Source organism: Streptomyces sp. SID5910, from assembly GCF_009862125.1.
Lineage (GTDB): Bacteria > Actinomycetota > Actinomycetes > Streptomycetales > Streptomycetaceae > Streptomyces.
In genome coordinates, this window is the sequence record NZ_WWHX01000165.1 from 1 (window position 1) to 21490 (window position 21490).

Annotated in this window: 22 protein-coding genes and 1 tRNA gene; 13 read left to right on the plus strand and 10 right to left on the minus strand. The window is 71.6% G+C overall.

What is annotated here, in order from left to right; genetic code table 11:
* Positions 1 to 997 (minus strand): SUKH-4 family immunity protein (locus GTW67_RS05770; protein WP_524539746.1); only part of this gene is annotated, 997 nt, incomplete at its 3' end.
* A 7-nt stretch (positions 998 to 1004) separates the two neighbouring features.
* Complete coding sequence (locus GTW67_RS05775; protein ID WP_161163707.1) at positions 1005 to 1997, minus strand: SMI1/KNR4 family protein; 993 nt, start codon at positions 1995 to 1997, stop codon at positions 1005 to 1007.
* Between the two features lie 260 nt (positions 1998 to 2257).
* Here GTW67_RS05775 and GTW67_RS05780 point away from each other — a divergent pair, with 260 nt between their 5' ends.
* Both GTW67_RS05780 and GTW67_RS05785 read left to right on the plus strand, forming a co-directional pair.
* Positions 2258 to 2785, plus strand: coding sequence for a YwqJ-related putative deaminase (locus GTW67_RS05780; protein ID WP_161163708.1), 528 nt, complete (start codon positions 2258 to 2260; stop codon positions 2783 to 2785).
* Positions 2786 to 2831: 46 nt separating this feature from the next.
* Complete coding sequence (locus GTW67_RS05785; protein WP_161163709.1) at positions 2832 to 3326, plus strand: SUKH-3 domain-containing protein; 495 nt, start codon at positions 2832 to 2834, stop codon at positions 3324 to 3326.
* A gap of 11 nt (positions 3327 to 3337) precedes the next feature.
* Here the strand turns inward: GTW67_RS05785 and GTW67_RS05790 are convergent, their stop codons facing one another.
* Complete coding sequence (locus tag GTW67_RS05790) at positions 3338 to 4657, minus strand: sensor histidine kinase (protein ID WP_161163710.1); 1320 nt, start codon at positions 4655 to 4657, stop codon at positions 3338 to 3340.
* A gap of 174 nt (positions 4658 to 4831) precedes the next feature.
* Here GTW67_RS05790 and GTW67_RS05795 point away from each other — a divergent pair.
* The 6 genes from GTW67_RS05795 (at position 4832) to GTW67_RS05820 (ending at position 9631) form a co-directional block, all read left to right on the plus strand.
* Positions 4832 to 4907: transfer RNA gene (locus tag GTW67_RS05795), tRNA-Gln, on the plus strand.
* Between the two features lie 120 nt (positions 4908 to 5027).
* On the plus strand, positions 5028 to 6476 hold the full coding sequence (gene glmU, locus GTW67_RS05800; protein WP_161163711.1) for a bifunctional UDP-N-acetylglucosamine diphosphorylase/glucosamine-1-phosphate N-acetyltransferase GlmU: 1449 nt from the start codon (positions 5028 to 5030) through the stop codon (positions 6474 to 6476).
* 134 nt (positions 6477 to 6610) lie between these two features.
* On the plus strand, positions 6611 to 7585 hold the full coding sequence (locus GTW67_RS05805) for a ribose-phosphate diphosphokinase (RefSeq protein WP_161163712.1): 975 nt from the start codon (positions 6611 to 6613) through the stop codon (positions 7583 to 7585).
* Positions 7586 to 7756: 171 nt separating this feature from the next.
* Positions 7757 to 8353 carry a 50S ribosomal protein L25/general stress protein Ctc gene (locus GTW67_RS05810; RefSeq protein WP_161163713.1) on the plus strand — a complete coding sequence of 199 codons (597 nt, stop codon included), beginning with the start codon at positions 7757 to 7759 and terminating at the stop codon, positions 8351 to 8353.
* Between the two features lie 92 nt (positions 8354 to 8445).
* Positions 8446 to 9048, plus strand: coding sequence for an aminoacyl-tRNA hydrolase (gene pth / locus GTW67_RS05815; protein ID WP_161163714.1), 603 nt, complete (start codon positions 8446 to 8448; stop codon positions 9046 to 9048).
* A gap of 64 nt (positions 9049 to 9112) precedes the next feature.
* Complete coding sequence (locus tag GTW67_RS05820) at positions 9113 to 9631, plus strand: hypothetical protein (protein ID WP_161163715.1); 519 nt, start codon at positions 9113 to 9115, stop codon at positions 9629 to 9631.
* Positions 9632 to 9731: 100 nt separating this feature from the next.
* Here the strand turns inward: GTW67_RS05820 and ppc are convergent, their stop codons facing one another.
* Positions 9732 to 12473, minus strand: coding sequence for a phosphoenolpyruvate carboxylase (gene ppc, locus GTW67_RS05825; RefSeq protein ID WP_161163716.1), 2742 nt, complete (start codon positions 12471 to 12473; stop codon positions 9732 to 9734).
* A gap of 302 nt (positions 12474 to 12775) precedes the next feature.
* On the opposite strand from ppc, the gene GTW67_RS05830 reads away from it, so the two are divergent.
* The 3 genes from GTW67_RS05830 to GTW67_RS05840 are packed head-to-tail and all read left to right on the plus strand — an operon-like array spanning position 12776 to position 14743.
* On the plus strand, positions 12776 to 13786 hold the full coding sequence (locus GTW67_RS05830) for an acyl-CoA desaturase (RefSeq protein ID WP_161163717.1): 1011 nt from the start codon (positions 12776 to 12778) through the stop codon (positions 13784 to 13786).
* Positions 13783 to 14457: a TetR/AcrR family transcriptional regulator gene (locus GTW67_RS05835; protein WP_161163718.1), complete on the plus strand. Its 675-nt coding sequence runs from the start codon at positions 13783 to 13785 to the stop codon at positions 14455 to 14457. The genes GTW67_RS05830 and GTW67_RS05835 overlap by 4 nt, the downstream gene beginning before the upstream one ends.
* A gap of 40 nt (positions 14458 to 14497) precedes the next feature.
* Positions 14498 to 14743 carry a type II toxin-antitoxin system prevent-host-death family antitoxin gene (locus GTW67_RS05840; RefSeq protein ID WP_161163719.1) on the plus strand — a complete coding sequence of 82 codons (246 nt, stop codon included), beginning with the start codon at positions 14498 to 14500 and terminating at the stop codon, positions 14741 to 14743.
* Between the two features lie 16 nt (positions 14744 to 14759).
* Here GTW67_RS05840 and GTW67_RS05845 read toward each other — a convergent pair whose 3' ends face one another.
* Positions 14760 to 15122 carry a VOC family protein gene (locus tag GTW67_RS05845; RefSeq protein ID WP_161163720.1) on the minus strand — a complete coding sequence of 121 codons (363 nt, stop codon included), beginning with the start codon at positions 15120 to 15122 and terminating at the stop codon, positions 14760 to 14762.
* Positions 15123 to 15125: 3 nt separating this feature from the next.
* A complete protein-coding gene (locus tag GTW67_RS05850; protein ID WP_161163721.1) occupies positions 15126 to 15935 on the minus strand; it encodes a trans-aconitate 2-methyltransferase in 810 nt (269 codons plus the stop codon).
* Positions 15936 to 16057: 122 nt separating this feature from the next.
* Here GTW67_RS05850 and tamR point away from each other — a divergent pair, with 122 nt between their 5' ends.
* Positions 16058 to 16555 (plus strand): MarR family transcriptional regulator TamR, encoded by a 498-nt coding sequence (gene tamR / locus GTW67_RS05855; protein WP_161163722.1) that lies wholly within the window; start codon positions 16058 to 16060, stop codon positions 16553 to 16555.
* On the opposite strand, the gene GTW67_RS05860 is transcribed toward tamR, so the two are convergent.
* Complete coding sequence (locus GTW67_RS05860; protein ID WP_161163723.1) at positions 16514 to 17293, minus strand: LuxR C-terminal-related transcriptional regulator; 780 nt, start codon at positions 17291 to 17293, stop codon at positions 16514 to 16516. The two genes, tamR and GTW67_RS05860, sit on opposite strands and share 42 nt — an antisense overlap.
* 293 nt (positions 17294 to 17586) lie before the next feature.
* Between GTW67_RS05860 and GTW67_RS05865 the strand changes: the two genes are divergently transcribed.
* Positions 17587 to 18042, plus strand: a complete 456-nt coding sequence (locus GTW67_RS05865; RefSeq protein WP_161163724.1) for a GNAT family N-acetyltransferase — start codon at positions 17587 to 17589, stop codon at positions 18040 to 18042.
* On the opposite strand, the gene galK is transcribed toward GTW67_RS05865, so the two are convergent.
* Genes galK through galT form a run of 3 tightly spaced genes read right to left on the minus strand, consistent with a single transcriptional unit; the run spans position 18026 to position 21262 of the window.
* A complete protein-coding gene (galK, locus tag GTW67_RS05870; RefSeq protein WP_161163725.1) occupies positions 18026 to 19198 on the minus strand; it encodes a galactokinase in 1173 nt (390 codons plus the stop codon). The two genes, GTW67_RS05865 and galK, sit on opposite strands and share 17 nt — an antisense overlap.
* A 43-nt stretch (positions 19199 to 19241) precedes the next feature.
* Positions 19242 to 20204: a UDP-glucose 4-epimerase GalE gene (galE, locus tag GTW67_RS05875; protein ID WP_161163726.1), complete on the minus strand. Its 963-nt coding sequence runs from the start codon at positions 20202 to 20204 to the stop codon at positions 19242 to 19244.
* On the minus strand, positions 20201 to 21262 hold the full coding sequence (gene galT / locus GTW67_RS05880) for a galactose-1-phosphate uridylyltransferase (protein WP_161163727.1): 1062 nt from the start codon (positions 21260 to 21262) through the stop codon (positions 20201 to 20203). The genes galE and galT overlap by 4 nt, the downstream gene beginning before the upstream one ends.
* Between the last annotated feature and the right edge of the window lie 228 nt (positions 21263 to 21490).

Sequence of the window (21490 nt, forward strand, 5' to 3'; positions counted from 1 at the left end):
TGCTCGGACCGGCCTGGGGCAGAGGCGCGGGCGCCGGCGGCGTGCCCGGCGCCGGAGTGTGCGGCGCGGGAGGCGCGGCCGGCGTGTTCGGGTCGCCGATCGCCGGCGCGAAGGCCGTCGGCGGAAGCTGGCTGCCGCCCGACATCAGCGCCGTCTTGGCGTCCGGCGTCACCGAGGGCGGCGGCGTGTCGTCGGCATCGCTCAACGGCGGCGCGAACACGGTGTGGGGCAGCGGTACGGAACGGTCCTCACCGGCGTCCGCGTTGGTGTCCGTCCCCGCCCAGGGAGTCGCCCCGGCAGGAACACCCTGCGCACCCGCACCGGCAGCATCCCCGGCAGCAGGCCAAGCCGCCCCACTACCCGAAGCATCCGCGACCGCCCCGGCCGAAGCCCCGGAAGACTCGGCAGGCGCAGCAGGCGCCGAGGACGCAGCGGGCGCGGACGGCGCAGACCCCGCGGCAGGCCCGGAGGGCACCGCATCCGCCGGCACCCCCGCCTGCGTCTCGGCGAGCGCCCCCGCACCACTCCCGGAGTCACCCCGCGCGGCGAGCACCCCCGTACCACCCCCGGAGTCACCCCGCGCGGCACCGTCACCGGCGTCCCGTTCGCCCCGCCGGTCCGGGATGCCCAGCTTGTCCGCCGCCTCCTGCAACCACTCCGGCGGACTCAGCAGGAACGACGTCTGATTCAGGTCCACCCGCTCCGCCGGAGCCGGCGCCGGCTCCTCCACCGCGTCCGGACGGCCGTACTCCTCCTCGTAGCGGCGGATCACCTCGCCCACCGCCAGCGCCGGCCACAGCGTCGCCTCACCGCTGTCCCGCGCGATCACCAGCCGCTGCGCGCCCCCGTCCGAACGGGGCCCGTCCGCCCGGTCCTCGGCCCACACCACGAACCCGAGACCGAACTCCCGCACCCGCACCTCACGATGCTGGTACGCCGGCAGCTCGCCGTTGATCCACTCCTCCGCGCGCTCCTGCGCCTGCGCGAACGTCACCATCGCCAGCTCACTCCCCTACCGGCGCCGAGACCACGGGCACCGCACGCGCGAAACCACCGTCGACCATCAGGTTCGCCACCGTCTCCAACTCCGGCGGCGAACCCGCCAGCCGCGACAGGAACACGTCGAAGTCCTCACCGCACGGCAGCAGCAGGCGCTCCACCCGCTCCGCCGGCGCCCACGACGGATCCGCGTCCCGCACGTCGTCGTACGAGCAGAACCACACCGAACCGGCCCGCTCGCCCCTCACCTTCACCGCGAGCAGACCGCCCTGGACGAACGCGACGCACAGATAGTCCTTCGTCAGATGGTCCCGCAGACACTTGTTGACATAGACCAGGTCGTTGACCGCCGCCTCCTCACGCACCGTGAAGAACGGCTGGTCCACCAGCAGCCCCAGCTCCGCGTCCAGCGCCGTACCCACCGGCGCACAGCCGCCCGCCGCCTTCAGGAACGACCGGTACGCGCCCGGCAGCCGGTACCCGAGGTCCTCCTCGACCCCCTGCACCTGCTGCTCCGTCACCGCCACGCCCGACTTCGGCAGCCCGAAGTGCGCCGGACGCGTCTCCTGCAACGGCCGCGTGCCCCGCTTGTCCTGGTCGACCGCCGCCGTCGCGATACCGCCGTGATGGCGCAGCAGCGCCTTCACCTCGACCGGCACCAGCTCCATGCGCCGCGACCCGGCCGCGTGATGCCACGTCCAGCCGTGCGGCGTCGCCACCGCCGGGATCGTGTCCCACAGCTCGTGCCCCGACGCCGACAACGCCGCGTTCGCCGACACGTAGTCCGTCAGCCGCAGCTCGTCGACCCCGAAACCCACCGGCGGATCGGCGATCTCCGCGACCGCACGGGCGTACGGCGTGAAAACGGGGTAACCACCCTCGTCCACCCGTACCCCTCTCGGGTGACGGGCCGCCCGCACCGGATCCGGGAAATGCACGACCTGCCCGGCGTAGGCCGCGTTCGGCGGCGCGATCTGCCCGAGCCGACCTGTCGTCATGGCGGTAGCCCCCTGCGGCGTCTGTCTGTCTGCACTGTCTTCCATCACCGCACGCGAACGCGGTGCCGACAGCCTATGCGGTACGCCGACACCGGTCACCGGCCCCGCACAACCACCCCCGCCCCACCCGTGACCAGCCGTCACCCCCTCGTGACGGAACGCCCATACCCGGGCGTGTCACCCCGCCCCAGCTTCCGCACACGCCCCGGGATTTGGCACCCTGTGTCCTCCGGGGGGATGCCCAGGAGGGGAAAACGATCATGAGTGCGACGCAGACGGGACCACACACCGGCAGGTCCGACGACCCCCGGAACGGCGACCCCCGCATCGGCTGGAGCGCCACCGAGGCCCCCCACGCCCCCACCCTGCGCCACCGCCGCGACGGCATACTCCCCACCGTCGCCGCCGCCCTCTCCGTCCGCGGCACCACCCTCACCGGCACCGCCACCCGCGCCGACGCACCCCCCGTCCTGCACCACCTCGTGCAGGACTTCCTCGACGCCCTCACCAGCGGACAGCGCGACCGCTTCACCGGCCGCTGCGCCGAGACCATCCTCATCTCCCGGCACCTCACCACCGCCGACTCCGCCCGCAGCAGACGCGCCGCCCGCAAACCCATGACCAACGGCGAAGCCCGCAAAGCCCTCAAACACGCCAAACTCACCACCCGCCGCATCCGCGAGGACGGCGACCCTCTCCACGGCAGCTTCGCCACGCCCTGCCGCGCCTGCACCGCCCTCAGCGCCCACTTCGGCGTCCGCGTCGTCGACCCCACCGCCGCCGACTGACCGACCGCCCCACGCCGACGACCCCACCGACACGAACCAAGGGCAGATGCACGCCGACCGCACCTCCACCACCCGCTTCCCCGTCCCCGTCGACGCCGCCCTGCGCGACGCCGGCTGGCAGCCCGGACGCTGGGACATCAAGCAGGCCGAGATCTGGGCCGACACCCTGCGCGAGCACACCTCGCCCGCCGGACACCGCCACACCGTCTTCCCCGCCGCCGTCGAGGCCTGGGCCGAATTCGGCGGCCTCCACATCACCCCCACCGGGCCCGGCCGCCAGATCGCCCCCGCCGACCTCCACCTCGACCCCCTGCACGGCCTCCACCTGGCCCGCACCCTCGGCGACCTCGGCCGCGCCCTCGGCACCCAGACCTGCCCCCTCGGCACCGAGACCGACAGCCAGGCCCTCATCGCCATCGACACCGAAGGCCGCGTCTACGCCCTCGACCACACCGGCGACTGGTACCTCGGCCCCGACATCGACCAGGCCCTCGCCGCCCTCGTCGCCGGCACCCAGCCCACCCGCCTCACCACGGGCTGAAGCCACCCCGCCTACGACGCCGGAATCACCGCCGACACCCGGAAACCCCCGGCGTCCGTCGGCCCCGACACGAACACACCCCCCAGAGCGGACACCCGCTCCTTCATCCCCACCAGCCCGTTGCCCCCCGACGGCAACCGCGCCGACGACGCCGACGAACCCTCCGGCGGCGGCTCGTTCTCCACCTGCATCGCGATCTCCGACACCCGGTGCGCGAGACGCACATACGTCTTCGCACCCGCCGCGTGCTTGTGGACGTTCGTCAACGCCTCCTGCACCACCCGGAACGCCGTCGACTCCACCTCCGGCGCATACGGCCGCTCCTCCCCCTCCACCGACAACGCCACGACCATCCCCGCCGCCGTCGACTGCCCGACCAGCTCCTCCAGCTCCGACAGAGCCGGCCCCTCCGCCGGACGCTCACCGTCCTCCGCCGCCCGCGAGGCCGCCGCCGCCGCGGCCACCCCCACCGCCGCCAACGGCACCGCCGCCCGCTCCGCACGCCCCCCGTCCGCACCGGCGCGCAGCACCCCGAGCATCTCTCGCAGCTCCGTCAGCGCCTGCCGCCCCATGTCCCCCACCAGCGCGGCGTTCTTCACCGCCTTCTCCGGGTCCTTGCGCGCGACGGCCTGCAACGCGGCGGCGTGCACCACCATCAGGCTCACCCGGTGCGCGACCACGTCGTGCATCTCCCGCGCGATCCGCGTCCGCTCCTCGCCCCGCGCCCACTCCGCACGCTCCTCCGCGCGCTCCGCGAGCAGCTGCAACTCCCGCTCCAGGCTGTCCGCCCGCTCCCGCAGACTCTCCATCAGCCGCCGCCGCGCCCCCACGTACAGGCCCAGCAGCACCGGAGGAGCGGTCACGCCCAGGGACGTGGCGATCGCCGCGAACGGAATGAACCAGTCGCCGATGTCCATGTCCCCGTGCGCCATGTCCTGCCGCACCCGCACGAACGTCACGATCAGCGTGCCGAGCAGCGACATCCCGGCCAGCGACCCGATGATCCGCCGCGGCAGCTCGGACGCCGCCAGCGTGTACAGGCCGACGACGCCCATCAGGAAGCCCATCTGCGCCGGCGTGACGGCGATCGCCACCAGCACCACCGCGACGGGCCACTTGCGCCGCACCACCAGCACCGAACCGGCCAGCAGCCCGAAGACGATCCCCACCGCCCACGGAATCCCGGCATCCCTGGCGAACGGGATCCCCTCCGCCGCGCACTCCAGCGCGGACACGGCCCCGAGACTCACATCGAGCACCGCACCGCGCCGCCGGTCCCACCACCAGGGCCCACCCCGAGCCCGTACCTGGTCTTCCCCCGTCATGGTCATACCCACCACCCTACGGGCGCCCCCCGCCCCTTTTCCGTCGACTTTCACCAAGCGATACGACGCGATATCCCTCGTCCCCGCGGGGAGCCCGGAGCCCTGTGCAGGAGGCGTGTATTCGGGCGGCGGCATCGTGAGTTACGCGCGAGCGCGTCTCCGGTAAGGTCTGAGGCGCCGTCCCCCGTGGTGTAACTGGCAGCACACTGGTTTTTGGTACCAGCAGGACAAGGTTCGAATCCTTGCGGGGGAGCCACCGCGCGAGCACTGAACGGGCCCCGACCACCCTGGCGGGGCCCGCACTCATGCCCCCCACAAACCGCCCCGGTATCCTGCGGGTGTCCACCCCCACCCCCTCAAAGCCGAAGGGCATTCCGTGAGCGCCATTCGCCCGGCAGCCGTCGTCGTTCTCGCAGCGGGTGAGGGCACCCGTATGAAGTCGGCCACCCCCAAGGTCCTGCACGAGCTGTGCGGACGTTCCCTCGTCGGTCATGTGCTCGCCGCCGCCGGTGAGCTGGAGCCCGAGAACCTGGTCGTCGTCGTGGGTCACGCCCGCGAGAAGGTCACCGCGCACCTCACCGAGGTCGCCCCCGGCGTCCGTACCGCCGTGCAGGAGCAGCAGAACGGCACCGGGCACGCCGTGCGGATGGGGCTGGAGGCCCTCGGCGGTGGCGTGGACGGCACGGTCGTGGTCGTCTGCGGTGACACCCCGCTGCTGACCGGCGAGACGCTGAGCGCCCTCGCCGCGACCCACTCCGCCGACGGCAACGCCGTGACGGTGCTGACGGCCGAGGTGCCGGACGCGACGGGGTACGGCCGGATCGTGCGGGACGGGGCCTCCGGTGCCGTCACCGCGATCGTGGAGCACAAGGACGCCTCGGAGTCGCAGCGGGCGATCCGTGAGATCAACTCGGGTGTCTTCGCCTTCGACGGGCAGCTCCTCGCGGACGCGCTGGGCAAGGTGCGGACGGACAACAGCCAGGGCGAGGAGTACCTCACCGACGTGCTCGGCATCCTGCGCGAGGCCGGTCACCGGGTCGGCGCGTCCGTGGCCGGGGACCACCGGGAGATCGCGGGCATCAACAACCGCGTGCAGCTCTCCGAGGCCCGCCGGATCCTCAACGACCGGCTGCTGACCCGGGCGATGCTGGCCGGCGTGACGGTGGTCGACCCGGCGACGACGTGGGTCGACGTGACCGTCACCTTCGAGCAGGACGTGACCGTCCACCCCGGTACGCAGCTCCAGGGCGCCACGCATCTCGCCACGGGCGCGGAGGTCGGGCCGAACTCGCGGCTGACCGACACCCGGGTCGGCGCGGGCGCGCGGGTGGACAACACGGTGGCGCTGGGTGCCGACGTCGGCCCGGAGGCGACGGTGGGTCCGTACGCGTATCTGCGTCCCGGTACGCGGCTCGGCCTGAAGGCCAAGATCGGCACGTACGTGGAGACGAAGAACTCCTCGATCGGCGAGGGCACGAAGGTCCCGCACCTGTCGTACGTGGGTGACGCGACGATCGGTGAGTACACCAACATCGGTGCGGCGAGCGTGTTCGTGAACTACGACGGTGAGAACAAGCACCACACGACGATCGGCTCGCACTGCAAGACGGGCTCGGACAACATGTTTGTGGCTCCTGTCACGGTCGGGGACGGCGCCTACACGGCCGCCGGCTCGGTGATCACGAAGGACGTGCCGGCCGGTTCGCTGGCCGTGGCCCGCGGTCAGCAGCGGAATATCGAGGGTTGGGTGGCCCGTAAGCGTCCGGGGAGCGCGGCGGCGAAGGCGGCCGAGGCGGTGTCCCGGGAGTCCGGTGGCGAGGGCTGACCGGAAACCGGCGCGTCGAACACGGCGTACCGTGATAAGTGCACATCCGCACCCCACCAGCTGAGACGCCTCCCGCACCCAGCCGGGAGAGCGTTCCTGACGTTCAGCTGCGAAACCTCTGAGGAGAAAGTGCTGTGACCGGGATCAAGACGACCGGCGAGAAGAAGATGATGTTCTTCTCCGGCCGCGCCCACCCCGAGCTTGCCGAGGAGGTCGCCCACGAGCTGGGTGTCGGGGTCGTCCCGACGAAGGCCTTCGACTTCGCGAACGGCGAGATCTATGTGCGTTATCAGGAGTCGGCGCGAGGTGCGGACTGCTTTCTGATCCAGAGCCACACGGCTCCGATCAACAAGTGGATCATGGAGCAGCTGATCATGATCGACGCGCTGAAGCGCGCGTCGGCCCGCTCCATCACCGTCATCGTGCCGTTCTACGGTTACGCGCGGCAGGACAAGAAGCACCGGGGACGTGAACCGATCTCGGCGCGTCTGATCGCGGACCTGATGAAGACGGCGGGTGCGGACCGGATCCTCGCCGTGGATCTGCACACGGACCAGATCCAGGGCTTCTTCGACGGCCCGGTGGACCACCTGTTCGCGCTGCCGCTGCTGGCGGACTACGTGGGTGCGAAGGTGGACCGTTCGAAGCTGACGGTGGTGTCTCCGGACGCGGGCCGGGTGCGGGTGGCGGACCGCTGGTGCGACCGTCTGGGCGCGCCGCTGGCGATCGTGCACAAGCGCCGGGACAAGGACGTGGCGAACCAGGTCACGGTGCACGAGGTCGTCGGTGATGTGAAGGGCCGGATCTGTGTCCTGGTCGACGACATGATCGACACGGGTGGCACGATCTGCGCCGCGGCGGACGCGCTGTTCGCGCACGGTGCGGAGGACGTCATCGTGACGGCGACGCACGGTGTGCTGTCGGGTCCGGCGGCGGACCGGCTGAAGAACTCGAAGGTGAGCGAGTTCGTGTTCACGAACACGCTGCCGACGCCGAGCGAGCTGGAGCTGGACAAGATCACGGTGCTGTCGATCGCGCCGACGATCGCGCGTGCGGTGCGTGAGGTGTTCGAGGACGGTTCGGTGACGAGCCTGTTCGACGAGCAGTAGAGATCGTTTTGGGGACGGCCTTCCTCTCCGAGTAGACTGCTGAAGTTGCTCGGCGAGGGAGGCCTTACTCGTGTTCTCACGGGTGTGGCTGTCCGTTATCGACGCGCTCTTCGTAGCAGGCCGTTCGTGGCCGGGTGACCACGTCCGTTTCTAGCTCTACGAGGAGTGATCATGTCCGAGGTGAAGCTCGCCGCCGAGTCGCGCAACGAGTTCGGCAAGGGTGCCGCGCGTCGCATCCGCCGTGACAACAAGGTTCCCGGTGTTCTGTACGGTCACGGTTCCGACCCGGTGCACCTGACCCTGCCGGGCCACGAGCTGCTGCTGGCGCTGCGTACGCCGAACGTGCTGATCGCGCTGGACATCGACGGCAAGACGAACGAGCTGGCGATCCCGAAGTCGGTCCAGCGTGACCCGATCAAGGGCTTCCTGGAGCACGTCGACCTTCAGCTGGTGAAGCGCGGCGAGACCGTGACCGTCGAGATCCCGGTGCAGGCCGAGGGCGAGCTGGCCCCGGGCGGCAACCTGCTGGAGCACGTGCTGGCCGCGCTGCCGGTCGAGGCCGAGGCCACGCACATCCCCGAGTCGGTCACCGTCTCCGTGGAGGGCCTGGAGGCCGGCGCCTCCGTCCTGGCCAAGGACATCAAGCTGCCGTCCGGTGTGAAGCTGGCCGTCGAGGACGACGCCGTGGTGCTCCAGGTCCTGGCCGCGCAGGCCGAGGAGCCCTCCGCCGAGGGCGAGGGTGAGGGCGAAGAGGCCGCCGAGGCCTGATCGTCCGTCACGGTCAATGACTGGTCGGCCGCTGTTCCCGTGCGGGGCAGCGGCCGACGTGTATGTGTGGACGGACGGGCAGACAAGGAGACATGGACGTGACGACGGACGCGGGTGCGCCCTGGCTGGTGGCCGGTCTCGGCAATCCGGGCCCCGAGTACGCCGCGAACCGGCACAACGTCGGTTTCATGGTGGTGGATCTGCTGGCCGAGCGGATCGGGGCGCGGTTCAAGCGGCACGGCAAGGCGCAGGCGCAGGTGGTGGAGGGGCGGATCGGTCCTCCGGGTCCGGGGAACCGGCGGGTGATCCTGGCGAAGCCGATGTCGTTCATGAACGTGTCGGGCGGTCCGGTGACGGTGCTGCGGGACTTCTACAAGGTGCCGGTGGGCAACATCGTGGCGGTCCACGACGAGCTGGACATCGACTACGGGGTGCTGCGGCTGAAGCTGGGCGGCGGGGACAACGGGCACAACGGGCTGAAGTCGATCACGAAGTCGCTGGGTGCGGACTACCACCGGGTGCGGTTCGGGATCGGCCGGCCGCCGGGGCGGATGCCGGTGGCGGACTTCGTGCTGAAGGACTTCTCGTCGGCGGAGCGCAAGGAGCTGGACTACTTCGTGGACCGTGCGGCGGACGCGGTGGAGTGTCTGGTGATCGACGGTCTTGAGCGGGCGCAGGGCACGTACAACTCGTGACTTGTCGGGGATTGCCGCCCGGGTGAGTTGACCGACCGCACAGGCATGGCCAATGATCCCGGCCATGCCTGCCTCAGCCGCCTCCCCTGTCGCCGCTGCCCGTGCCCGTCAGGCCTCGCGCGCCTCGCATGCCGCGCTGCGGTTCGGCCGGGTCGCGGCGATGGGCACGGTCGCCGCGCTGATCCTGATCGCGGGGGTGTGGGCGTCGTGGGGGACGGCGCAGCACGTGATGCTGACCAAGGGGCGTGAGCAGGGCACGGTCGAGGTGACGCGGTGCGGGGGCGGTTCGTGCAGCGGGCCGTACGCGCCGGTGTCGGCGGGGTCGCGGGCGCGGGAGAGCGTCGTGATCGAGGACTCGGTGGCCGTGTCGAAGGGTCGGACGTACACGGTGGTGGTGAAGCCGGGCAGCGACGACGTGGTGCGGTCGGGTCCGGCGGGGGTGCTGTACGCGTGGGTGCCGCTCGGCGGTGCGCTGCTGCTGGCGTCGGTGGTGGTGGCGGGCGGGCTGCGGCGCACCCGGGCGGCGTGGGTCATGGCCGCGTCCGGAGTGGGCCTGCTGACGGCGGCGTTCTTGGTGGTGTGACGTGCGGACGGCGGTGCTTGTAGTCGTGTGACGTGGATACGGCGGTGCCCCCGTGCTCGTGGTGAGCGCGGGGGCACCGCCGTTCGCGGGTGTCGGGGTGTCAGCCGGTGTTGCGCAGGCCGGCGGCGACGCCGTTGACGGTGAGCAGCAGGGCGCGGGCGAGCAGGGGGTCGACTTCCTCGCCGGCGGCGGCCGCTTCGCGCTGGCGTCCGAGGAGGGCGACCTGGAGGTAGGAGATCGGGTCCAGGTAGGCGTCGCGGATGGCGAACGTCTGCTGGAGGACGGGGTCGGCGTCGAGGAGTTCGTTTTCGCCGGTGACCTTGAGGACCTCGGCGACGGTCAGCTCGTGCTCGGCCTTGATGGCGTCGAAGACGTGCTTGAGCTCGTCGGGGACGAGGGTGTCGACGTAGTGCTGGGCGATGCGCAGGTCGGTCTTGGCGAGGGTCATCTCGACGTTGGAGATGAAGTTCCGGAAGAAGTGCCACTGCTGGTGCATCTCGTCCAGGACGGTGTCCAGGCCGGCTTCGCGCAGTGCCTTGAGGCCGGAGCCGACGCCGTACCAGCCGGGGACGATCTGCCGGGACTGGGTCCAGCCGAAGACCCACGGGATGGCGCGCAGGCCGTCGAGCGAGACGCCCGAGCCGGGGCGGCGGGAGGGCCGCGAGCCCAGGTGCAGGTCGGCCAGCTGGTCGACCGGCGTGGAGGCCAGGAAGTACGTCGGCAGGTCGGGGTCCTCGACCAGCTTGCGGTAGGCCTGGTGGGCGGCCTCGGAGACGACGTCCATCGCGGCGTCCCAGCGGGCGAGGGCCTCGTCGGACTGGCGGGGCGCGGTGTGCAGGGCGGAGGCCTGGAGGGTGGCGGCGACCGTCAGTTCCAGGTTCTCGCGGGCCAGGGCCGGGATGAGGTACTTGTCGGAGATGACCTCGCCCTGCTCGGTCACCTTGATCTCGCCCTCCAGGGTGCCCCAGGGCTGGGCGAGGATGGCGTCGTGGGTGGGGCCGCCGCCCCGGCCGACGGTGCCGCCGCGGCCGTGGAAGAGGCGCAGCCGCACCCCGTAGCGGTGGGCGACGTCGCGCAGGCGGCGCTGGGCGCGGTGGATCTCCCACTGGCTGGTGGTGATGCCGCCGAACTTGGAGGAGTCGGAGTAGCCGAGCATGACCTCCTGGACGTCGCCGCGCAGGGCGACCAGGCGCCGGTAGGAGGGGTCGGCGAGGAGGTCCTCCAGGATGGTGTCGGCGGCCTTGAGCTCGTCGGTGGTCTCCAGGAGCGGCACGATGCCGATCCTGGCCCAGCCGGCGTGCAGGTCGATGAGGCCGGCCTCGCGGGCGAGGACGGCGGCGGCGAAGACGTCGTCGGCACCCTGGCACATGGAGATGATGTAGGACTCGATGACCTCGGGGCCGAAGACCTCCAGGGCGCGGCGCACGGTCTGGAAGACGCCGAGGGTCTTCTCGCCGGCGGCGTCCACCGGGGCGGGGGTCGGGGCCAGCGGCCGGCGCGAGCGCAGCTCCTTGGCGAGGAGCTTGGTGCGGTACTCGCGGGGCATGTCGGCGTAGCGCCAGGACTCCTCGCCGAGCCGGTCGAAGAGCTGGCCGAGGGCGTGGTGGTGGGCGTCGGCGTGCTCGCGGACGTCCATGGTGGCGAGCTGGAGGCCGAAGGCGGCCAGGGTGCGGATGGTGCGGGCGAGCCGGCCGTCGGCGAAGAGGCCGCCGCGGTGCTCGCGCAGGGAGGTCTGGAGGATGCGCAGGTCGGCGAGGAGTTCGGCGGTGCCGAGGTAGTCGTGGCCGTCCTGGTGGGGGGTGCCCTTGGCGAGGCGCTCCTTGGTGTTCTCCAGCTTCTGCCGGATGCAGGTGGCCTTGAGCCGGTAGGGCTCCTCGGCGTTGAGGCGCTTGTAGCGGGGGCTGATCTCGGGGAGCCGGTCGAGGTCGGCCTGGAGGGAGGTGAGGAGTTCCTCCGTCGCCCCGGTGTAGCGGATGGAGTTGGACAGGAAGCCGCGCAGCTCGTCGACCATCTCCAGGGCGTCGTTGATGCCGTGCTCGTGCTGGAGGATGAGGACGTCCCAGGTGACCTGGGGGGTGACGTTGGGGTTGCCGTCGCGGTCGCCGCCGATCCAGGTGCCGAAGGTGAGGGGGCGGGTGTCGTCGGGGAGCTTGACCCCGGCGCGCTCCAGCTCGGCTGTCAGGTCCTCCAGGACGTCGCCGACGGCGCCGGCGTGGAGTTCGTCCAGGTAGTAGATGGCGTTGCGGGCCTCGTCGGCGGGCTCGGGGCGGACGACGCGGAGTTCGTCGGTCTGCCACACGAGGTCGATGTTCTCGGCGAGGCGGGTGTCGAGGCGGCGCCGGTCGGACTCGATGACGGGGGTGTCGAGGAGTGCGGCGATGCGGCGCAGCTTGTTGAGGACGGAGCGGCGGGCGGCCTCGGTGGGGTGCGCGGTGAAGACGGGGCGCACGTTGAGGTTGCGGACCGTGTCGCGCAGGTGCTCGGGGTCGGCGTCCTTGAGGCGGTCGGCCGTGCGGGCGAGCAGTCCGCCCTCGGCGGAGCGGCGGGCGCGCAGTTCGCGGCCGCGGTGGACCTGCTCGGTGACGTTGGCGAGGTGGAAGTACGTGGAGAAGGCGCGGACCAGCTTGGCCGCGGTCTGCAGTTCGGTACCGCGCAGCAGTTCCGCGGCGGCCTCGCCGTCCTCTCGGGTGAGGCGGCGTACCTTCTCGACGAGGTCCAGCAGTTCGGGGCCCTCCTGCCGGACGAGGGTCTCCCCGAGGAGGTCGCCCAGTCGGCGGATGTCGGCCCGCAGTTCGGTGCTGGTGGTCGCCTGGGACACAGTCTGGTCGTCGGCACTGCTCACAGGTGCGGCTCCTTGCAGTGTTGAAGCTCGTCTGGGAGGGAACCCGGACGGCGTCTCGCGCGGCGGGCGCCGCTTACGGGGCCGGACGTCCGGGAAGAAATCTGAGCGGACCGCGCTGTCCGACCGCTCTCCAGGATAGGTGTCGACCGGGACGCGCAGGCTCTGGGGCTCTTGCCGCGGGACGACGCGCTGCCATACTTACGTCGCCGTAGGTTACGGAACCGTAGGAAACTGTGCGTGTTTCCGCGTCGTGTTTCCGCGGTCCGGTGCCGACCACCACCCTCGACCCCCCAAGGACGCGCATGACCATGAGTTCCGATGTGATCCCAGACGCTCCGAAGGCCCCCGACGACGAGTCGGCGGGCTCCGCCACGCTGGGCGGTGAGCAGAAGCGCTCGGTCGAGCAGATCACTCTGCTGCTGTTCATCACCGTCCCCTTCCTCGCCCTGGTCGCGGCGGTGCCGCTGGCGTGGGGGTGGGGGGTGAGCTGGCTGGACCTGGGGCTGCTGGTCTTCTTCTACTTCCTGGGCTGCCACGGCATCACGATCGGTTTCCACCGGCACTTCACCCACGGTTCGTTCAAGGCGAAGCGGCCGCTGAAGATCGCGCTGGCGATCGCGGGCTCGATGGCGGTCGAGGGGCCGCTGGTCCGCTGGGTCGCCGACCACCGCAAGCACCACAAGTTCTCCGACGCCGAGGGCGACCCGCATTCGCCGTGGCGGTACGGCGAGACGGTCCCGGCCCTGATGAAGGGCCTGTGGTGGGCGCACATCGCCTGGATGTTCGACGAGGAGCAGACGTCGCAGGAGAAGTACGCGCCGGATCTGATCAAGGACCCGGCACTGCGGGCGATCTCCCGCCAGTTCGTGCTGTGGACGGCGGTGTCGCTGGCGCTGCCGGCGCTGATCGGCGGGCTGGTCACGATGTCCTGGTGGGGTGCGGTCACCGGGTTCTTCTGGGGGTCGCTCGTCCGGGTGGCGTTGCTGCACCACGTGACGTGGTCGATCAACTCGATCTGCCATGCGGTCGGCAAGCGCCCGTTCAAGTCGCGGGACCGCTCGGGCAACGTGTGGTGGCTGGCGATCCTGTCCTGCGGTGAGTCCTGGCACAACCTGCACCACGCCGACCCGACGTCGGCGCGGCACGGGGTGATGCGCGGGCAGATCGACTCCAGCGCCCGTCTCATCCGCTGGTTCGAGGCGTTCGGCTGGGCGTACGACGTGCGGTGGCCGTCACGCTCGCGTATCGATTCGCGCCGCAACACGGATCAAGGCGGCTCCCGCCGCCGGAAGGAAACCGTCGAGGCGGCATGATGGTCGCTGTGGCGACCGACTCCAGCACTCCCAGCAATGACAAGCCACGGCGTGCGCGCCGTACCCGGATGACCGGTGCCGAGCGTCGCCAGCAACTGCTGGAGATCGGTCGCACCCTCTTCGCCGAGAAGGGCTTCGAGGGCACGTCGGTGGAGGAGATCGCGGCGAAGGCCGGGGTGTCCAAGCCGGTGGTGTACGAGCACTTCGGCGGCAAGGAGGGCCTGTACGCGGTGGTGGTGGACCGCGAGATGCGCCGCCTGCTGGACATGGTGACCAGCTCCCTGACGGCCGGCCACCCCCGCGAACTGTGCGAGCAGGCGGCGTTCGCGCTCCTCGACTACATCGAGGAGTACACGGACGGGTTCCGCATCCTGGTCCGTGACTCCCCCATCCCGCAGTCGACGGGCTCCTTCGCCTCCCTGATCTCCGACATCGCCACCCAGGTGGAGGACATCCTGGGCCGCGAGTTCAAGAACCGCGGCTTCGACGCCAAGCTGGCCCCGCTGTACGCGCAGGCGCTGGTCGGCATGGTGGCGCTGACCGGCCAGTGGTGGCTGGACGTACGCCGCCCGAAGAAGGCGGAGGTCGCGGCCCACCTGGTCAACCTGGCCTGGCACGGCCTGGACGGCCTGGAACCGAAGCCACGGCTGATCGGGCACCGGAAGAGCTGAACCCGGGACGACCGGGACATCCGGGTGGGATCGTGTGCTTGTGACCCGGATCGAGATTCACGAGGCCGCTTCCCGGCTGGAGGACCTGGTCCGCCAGGTGGCCGCCGAGGGCGGGGCTGTCGCGCTCACCGACGAGGGCCGGGTGGCCGCACTTCTCGTCGCCCCGCAGGTGATCGAGGACCTGGAGGACTCCCTGGCCGTCGCCGACTACCGGCGACGGAGGGCCGCGGGAACGCTCGGAGACGGCATTCCCCATGAGGAGGTCCGGCGCAGGCTGGGCCGGTGACCGCGGTCACCGGCCGTCAGCCGGTCGCTTCCAGGAGTTCCAGGCGGTTGCCGGCCGGGTCCTCGGAGTAGAGGCGCCGGTGGCCCGGGAGGGTGTTGTCCCAGGTGACGGGCGCCCCGTGGGCCGTCAGCCGGGCGCCGTACGTGTCGATCCCCGTGACCCGCAGGCCCGGGTGGGCCTTCTTCGCGGGCCGGAAGTCCGCCTCGATGCCCAGGTGGAGCTGGACGGTGCCGGCCCGGAACCAGCAGCCGCCGCGCGCCGCGAGGGCCGGCGGCTTGGGGATCTCGGTCATGCCGAGGACGCCCGCGTAGTAGGCCCGCAGGGCGTCCTCGGAGCCGGGCGGGGCGGCGAGCTGGACGTGGTCGAGCGCGGCGATCACGGGTCACGCCCCCTTCGTCGCCACCGCGAAGATGCGGCGGAACGGGAACGGGGTGCCGTGGGGGCCCGCCGGGTAGGCCTCGCGGAGGGCGATGCGGTACTCCTCGGTGAAGGCGTCCCGGGCCTCCGGGTCGTCGGCGAGGGCCGTGAGGACGGGGCGCAGGCCGGTGCCCTTGATCCAGTCGAGGACGGGGTCGTCGCCCGTCAGCAGGTGCAGGTACGTCGTCTCCCAGACGTCCGCCGCGCAGCCGAGGCCGGTCAGCCGCTCCAGGTACGCCTCCGGGGCGAGGACGGCGTCGCCGTGGCGCAGGGTGCCGGCGAGGCGGTCGCGCCAGCGTGGGGAGTCGGCGAGGTCACGCATCAGGCGGTGGCTGGGGGCGTCGAAGTTGCCGGGGACCTGGAAGGCGAGGGTGCCGCCGGGCTTCAGGGCGGCGATCCAGTCGGCGAGGCGTTCCGCGTGGCCGGGGACCCACTGGAGCGTGGCGTTGCTGACGATCAGGTCGTGCGGCTCGGCCGGCGTCCAGGTGCGGGCGTCGGCGGGGGCGAAGTCGAGGCGGCCGCCGCCCGGGGTGGGACCGGCGTACTCCGCGGCCCGCGCGAGCATCTCGGCGGAGTTGTCGTACCCGGTGATGCGGGCGGCGGGCCAGCGGTCCGCGAGCAGGGTGGTGACGTTGCCGGGACCGCAGCCGAGGTCGGCGACGCGGGGCGGCTCGGTGGGGAGGGCGGGAATCCGCGCCAGGAGGTCGGTGAAGGGGCGGGCGCGGTGGCCGGCGTGGCGCAGGTACTGGGCGGGGTCCCAGGCGGGCGCGGGCATGATGCCTCCAGGAAGGAGCCGGACGGGCGGTCGGGTACCCAGCGTCACCCCATAACTCTCTCGACGTCAAGACAGTCGACATCAAGAGACTTCACATCGACACAACCACTACACTGATCGTCATGGAGGACGAGGTCGATCGGCTGGTCGCAGCGTGGCGCCGGGAGCGCCCGGACCTCGACGTGGAACCGCTCGAGGTGCTGAGCCGGGTGAGCAGGCTCGCGCGGCACCTGGACCGCGCACGTCGGCTGGCCTTCTCCGAACACCAACTGGAGCCGTGGGAATTCGACGTCCTGACGGCGCTGCGCCGCGCGGGCACCCCGTACCAGCTCTCCCCCGGCCAGTTGCTCACGCAGACCCTGGTCACCTCCGGCACGATGACCAACCGCATCGACCGCCTCGCCAAGAAGGGCCTGGTGGAGCGCCTGCCCGACCCCAGCGACCGGCGCGGCGTGCTGGTCCGGCTCACCGACGAGGGCCGCGACCGCGCCGACCAGGCCCTCGCCGGGCTCCTGGAGCAGGAGCGCGCGATCCTGGCCGAGCTCTCCCGCGCCCAGCGCAGCGAACTGGCCGCGCTGCTACGCCAGCTGACCGCCCCGTTCGACAACATCCCCGGCTGAGGGCCTCCCCAGGTCCGCCGGCCCCACCCCGGCCCGCCGCGCCAGCGCGACCGCGGCGAGGGTGGAGTGGACGCCCAGCTTGCCCAGCACGTTCTGCATATGGGTGCGCACCGTGTGCGGGGACAGGTACAGCCGCTCGGCGACGGCCTTGCGGCCGAGGCCCGCGACCATGCAGCGCAGCACCTCCCGCTCGCGCGGGGTCAGCGACTCCACCAGCCGTTCGCTCTCGGTGCGGTGCTTGCGGGCGGCGGTCAGCTCGCGCAGGACGCCGGTGAGCAGCGCGGGCGGCAGATGCGTCTCGTCGCGCAGCACCCCCCGGATGACGCTGAGCAGCCGCGACAGCGAACAGTCCTTGGCGACCCACCCGCACGCCCCGGCACCCAGCGCCAGGGCGGCCCTCCGAGGGTCGTCCTTCTCGGCGAGGACGACGATCCGCACCCCGGGCTGCGCCGACCGCACCCCGGTGACCAGCGAGATCCCGTCCACCAGCCCCTCCTCGTTGCCGTCGCGCACGGGCACGGCCGGCCGGGCGCCGGGCACATGGCCGCCCAGGTCGGCGTCGACGAGCAGCACGTCGAAGCGCCGCCCCTCGGCCGCGGCACGCTCCAGACAGCGCAGCGCGGCCGGACCGCTGCCGGCCGCGGAGACGTCGACGTCCGGCTCGGCGGCCAGGGCGGCCGCGAGCGACTCGGCGAAGATGCGGTGGTCGTCGACGACCAGGACTCGGATGCGAACCACGGAACCCCCTTCCCCAGGCTCCCGAGGAGCAGGGGATACGTCGCCGAAGGACGACACCGGCGCGGGCACGGAGCCCAGAACCCCCCGTGTCCGTCTTCGCGTTCGGCACCGGGGGACGGGTCGCCGCGGCCGCACGGCCGCCGCCGTGCCCTCACCGCTACCCCCGTCCCGGGCCGCGTACCCGGCTGTCTCGCCCCCTGATCGGCACCGGCCCCCACCGGCGCTGTGCATCAGAGTACGGGCGGGCGCCGGGAGCGGAAGGCTATTTGCAGAACTGACAGCCGGGCGCGTTTATGGTGAGCCGCATGTTTCGTCTTGTGACAGAAGTCGACAAAGCACGGCGCGATCTGCTGCGCATCCGCCTGCGGGAGACGAACACGGCCGCGTCCTCGGTCCTGCGTTCCCTGCGCGGCACCCCTCACGAACGCGAATTCCCCCTGCACGTCTGGGCCCTGGACGACGGGGGCGGTCTCGCGGGGGGCCTGGTCGGACACACCTGGGCGACCTGGCTGCACGTGACCTATCTGTGGGTGGACGACCGCTGCCGGGGCGCGGGCCTTGGCGGCGCGCTGCTGGCCGAGGCGGAACGGGCGGCCCGCGACGAACGGGGCTGCGCGGCGGCCCGCGTGGAGACCTGGGACTTCCAGGCACCGGGCTTCTACCGCGGGCGGGGCTACGAGGTGGTGTGCGTGATCCCCGACTATCCGCCGGGGATCACCGAGTACACGCTGGTCAAACGGCTGGGCTGAGCCGCCGCGCGCCCGCCGCGGGCACCGCCTCGAAGACCCGGGGGGCGGTGAATCCGGCCGCGGCGAAGGCCTCCTCGACCGCCTTGGTGACGCCGTCCACGTCCGCCGTCTCCACCAGCACGATCGCCGAGCCGCCGAAGCCGCCGCCGGTCATCCGCGCGCCCAGGGCGCCGGCCTCCAGAGCCGTGTCCACGACCAGGTCCAGCTCGGGGCAGGAGATGCGGAAGTCGTCCCGCAGCGAGACGTGGCCCTCGACCAGGACCGGGCCGATGGCGCGGGTGTCGCCGGACTCCAGCAGCGACACCACCCGCTCCACCCGCGCGTCCTCCGTCACCACGTGACGGACGAGGCGCAGCACCTCCTCGTCGTCGGCCAGCCGCTCCAGCGCCGCGTCCAGTTCCGCGTACGGCACGTCCCGCAGCGCGTCGACGCCCAGCAGGGCGGCGCCCTTCTCGCAGCCGGCGCGGCGCTTGCCGTACTCGCCCTCGCTGTGGCTGTGCTTGACCCGCGTGTCCACGACGAGCAGGCGCATGCCCTCGGCGGCCAGGTCGAAGGGGATCTGGCGCTGGGAGAGGTCTCGGGTGTCGAGGAAGAGGGCGTGTCCGGCCTCGCAGCACGCGGACGCCGTCTGGTCCATGATGCCGACCGGCGCTCCGACGTAGACGTTCTCGGCGCGCTGGCACAGGCGGGCCAGCTGCCAGCCGCGCAGGCCGAGCGCGTACAGGTCGTTCAGGGCGAGGGCGACGACGACCTCCAGGGCCGCCGACGAGGACAGGCCCGCCCCGGACGGGACCGTGGAGGCCAGGTGGATGTCGGCGCCGGTGATCTCGTGCCCGGCCTCGCGCAGCGCCCAGACGACGCCCGAGGGGTACGCGGTCCAGGACCGGTCCGCCTCGGGGATCAGGTCGGCGACGCGCAGCTCGACGGGGCCGGCGTCGATGTCCGCCGAGTGCAGGCGCAGGACGCCGTCGTCGCGCCGGGAGACCGCGGCGACCGCGGTGTGGGGCAGGGCGAACGGCATGACGAAGCCGTCGTTGTAGTCGGTGTGCTCGCCGATGAGGTTGACCCGGCCCGGCGCCGCCCACACCCCCTGCGCCTGTGTGCCGTACAGCTCCCGGAACCGCTCGCCGACCGTCCGCGCGACAGCCTCGCTCATGCCCTGTCCCCTCGCCCTTCCGTGCTCTCCAGGTACCGCAGGTCTACTTCGCGTGCCGCTGCGCGAACTCCCACGCGTCGGCGACGATCCCCGCGAGGTCCGCGCGGGACGGGTTCCAGCCCAGCTTCTCGCGGGCGGTGCCGGCCGAGGCCACCAGCGTGGCCGGGTCGCCGCCGCGGCGGGGGGCGGTGATCTCGGGGATCGGGTGGCCCGTGACCCGGCGGACGGTCTCGACGACCTCGCGGACGGAGAAGCCGTTGCCGTTGCCCAGGTTGCAGATGAGGTGCTCGCCGGGGACGGCCGCGTCCAGGGCGAGCAGATGGGCCTCGGCGAGGTCGGCGACGTGGATGTAGTCGCGCACGCAGGTGCCGTCCGGCGTCGGGTAGTCGTCGCCGTAGACGGAGATCGCGTCGCGCCTGCCCTGGGCGACCTGGAGGACCAGCGGGATCAGGTGCGACTCCGGGTCGTGCCGCTCGCCGTACTGTCCGTACGCGCCGGCGACGTTGAAGTAGCGCAGGGAGACCGCGCCCAGCCCGTGGGCCGCCGCCTCGCCGGTGATCATGTGGTCGACGGCGAGCTTGGAGGCGCCGTACGGGTTGGTGGGCCTCGTCGGCGCGGTCTCGACGATCGGCACCTCGTCCGGCTCGCCGTAGGTGGCGGCCGTGGAGGAGAAGACGAGCCGGCGCACGCCCGCGCCCCGCATGGCCTCCAGCAGGGCCATGGTGCCGCCGACGTTGTTGTCCCAGTACTTCTCGGGCTTCACGACGGACTCGCCGACCTGGGAGAAGGCGGCGAAGTGCAGGACGCCGTCGTAGGAGGAGTCCAGCCACTTGGCGGCGTCGCGGATGTCGCCCTCGACGAACGAGGCGCCGGCCGGCACACCCTCGCGGAAGCCGGTCGACAGATTGTCGAGGACGACGACCTCGTGCCCGACCTCCACCAGATGCTGGGCGACGACACTGCCGACGTATCCCGCACCACCTGTCACCAGGTACTTCCCGCTCATGAACTCGCTACCTCTCGCAGTCGCTCGGCCGCGCGCTCCGGGGGCACGTCGTTGATGAACACGTTCATGCCGGACTCGGAGCCCGCGAGGAACTTCAGCTTGCCGGACGTACGGCGAATAGTGAAAAGCTCCAGGTGCAGCGCGAAGTCGTCCCGCGTCACACCGTCGAAGTCCTCCAGCTGGCCGAACGGGGCCTGGTGCCAGGCCGCGATGTACGGCGTCGGGGGCTCACCCTCCCCGAAGATCCGGTCGAAGCGCCTCAACAGTTCCAGATAGACCTGGGGAAACTCTGTGCGCGCCGCCTCGTCGAGGCCGAGCAGGTCGGGCACGCGCCGCTTGGGGTAGAGGTGCACCTCGTACGGCCAGTGCGCCGCGTACGGCACGAAGGCGACCCAGTGCTCGCCCTCCAGGACGACCCGCTCACCGGCCAGCTCCTCCGCCACGACGGCGTCGAACAGGTTCTCCCCGCCGGTCGCCTCCTTGTGGGCGGCGAGCGAACGGAGCATCAGGGCGGTGCGGGGGGTGGTGAACGGGTAGGCGTAGATCTGCCCGTGCGGGTGACCGAGCGTCACACCGATCTCGGCGCCGCGGTTCTCGAAGCAGAAGACCTGTTCGACGGAGGGCAGATGGGACAGCTCCGAGGTGCGGTCCGTCCAGGCGTCCAGGACGAGCCGGGCCTGCTCCTCGCTCAGATCGGCGAACGCGGCGCTGTGGTCGGAGGTGAAGCAGACGACCTCGCAGCGGCCGGAGTCGCCGGCCAGCGAGGGGAAACGGTTCTCGAAGACCACCACGTCGTACGACGAGTCGGGGATCTCGCTCAGCCGCTCGCCCGCGGACGGGCACAGGGGGCACTGGTCGGCGGGCGGGTGATACGTGCGGCCCTGGCGGTGGGAGGCGACGGCGACCGAGTCGCCGAGCAGCGGGTCGCGGCGGACCTCGGACGTGGTGACGGTCCGCTCCAGCGGACGCCGGTCGACGGCGTCGCGCACCCGGTCGTCGCGCAGGTCGTAGTAGATGAGCTCGCGACCGTCGGCCAGCCGGGTCGAGGTCTTCTTCACAGCCGCACTCCTCTGCACCCGCACCCAATCACTCAACACAACCAAACATAACACGTCACAACCCACCACCCCTCGGTTCATCACAATCAAACAAAGAACGTCATCAGAAGTGTTCAATTACTGAACGCGGAGGCGTAGGTTCCGCTGCGGATCAGTTCGCGCAACGAAGCGAGTTCGTATGCATACCCCCACATATCTAGCCGCGGAGCTCCGACTCCCGACCAACAG

Bases quoted from the DNA above. Each gene is read 5' to 3' on its own strand.
- GTW67_RS05775 (WP_161163707.1), bottom strand. From the start codon at position 1,997: ATGACGACAGGTCGGCTCGGGCAGATCGCGCCGCCGAACGCGGCCTAC.
- GTW67_RS05780 (WP_161163708.1), top strand. From the start codon at position 2,258: ATGAGTGCGACGCAGACGGGACCACACACCGGCAGGTCCGACGACCCC.
- GTW67_RS05785 (WP_161163709.1), top strand. From the start codon at position 2,832: ATGCACGCCGACCGCACCTCCACCACCCGCTTCCCCGTCCCCGTCGAC.
- GTW67_RS05790 (WP_161163710.1), bottom strand. From the start codon at position 4,657: ATGACCATGACGGGGGAAGACCAGGTACGGGCTCGGGGTGGGCCCTGG.
- GTW67_RS05810 (WP_161163713.1), top strand. From the start codon at position 7,757: ATGTCCGAGGTGAAGCTCGCCGCCGAGTCGCGCAACGAGTTCGGCAAG.
- pth (WP_161163714.1), top strand. From the start codon at position 8,446: ATGGACGTGACGACGGACGCGGGTGCGCCCTGGCTGGTGGCCGGTCTC.
- GTW67_RS05820 (WP_161163715.1), top strand. From the start codon at position 9,113: ATGCCTGCCTCAGCCGCCTCCCCTGTCGCCGCTGCCCGTGCCCGTCAG.
- GTW67_RS05830 (WP_161163717.1), top strand. From the start codon at position 12,776: ATGACCATGAGTTCCGATGTGATCCCAGACGCTCCGAAGGCCCCCGAC.
- GTW67_RS05835 (WP_161163718.1), top strand. From the start codon at position 13,783: ATGATGGTCGCTGTGGCGACCGACTCCAGCACTCCCAGCAATGACAAG.
- GTW67_RS05850 (WP_161163721.1), bottom strand. From the start codon at position 15,935: ATGCCCGCGCCCGCCTGGGACCCCGCCCAGTACCTGCGCCACGCCGGC.
- tamR (WP_161163722.1), top strand. From the start codon at position 16,058: ATGGAGGACGAGGTCGATCGGCTGGTCGCAGCGTGGCGCCGGGAGCGC.
- GTW67_RS05865 (WP_161163724.1), top strand. From the start codon at position 17,587: ATGGTGAGCCGCATGTTTCGTCTTGTGACAGAAGTCGACAAAGCACGG.
- galK (WP_161163725.1), bottom strand. From the start codon at position 19,198: ATGAGCGAGGCTGTCGCGCGGACGGTCGGCGAGCGGTTCCGGGAGCTG.
- galE (WP_161163726.1), bottom strand. From the start codon at position 20,204: ATGAGCGGGAAGTACCTGGTGACAGGTGGTGCGGGATACGTCGGCAGT.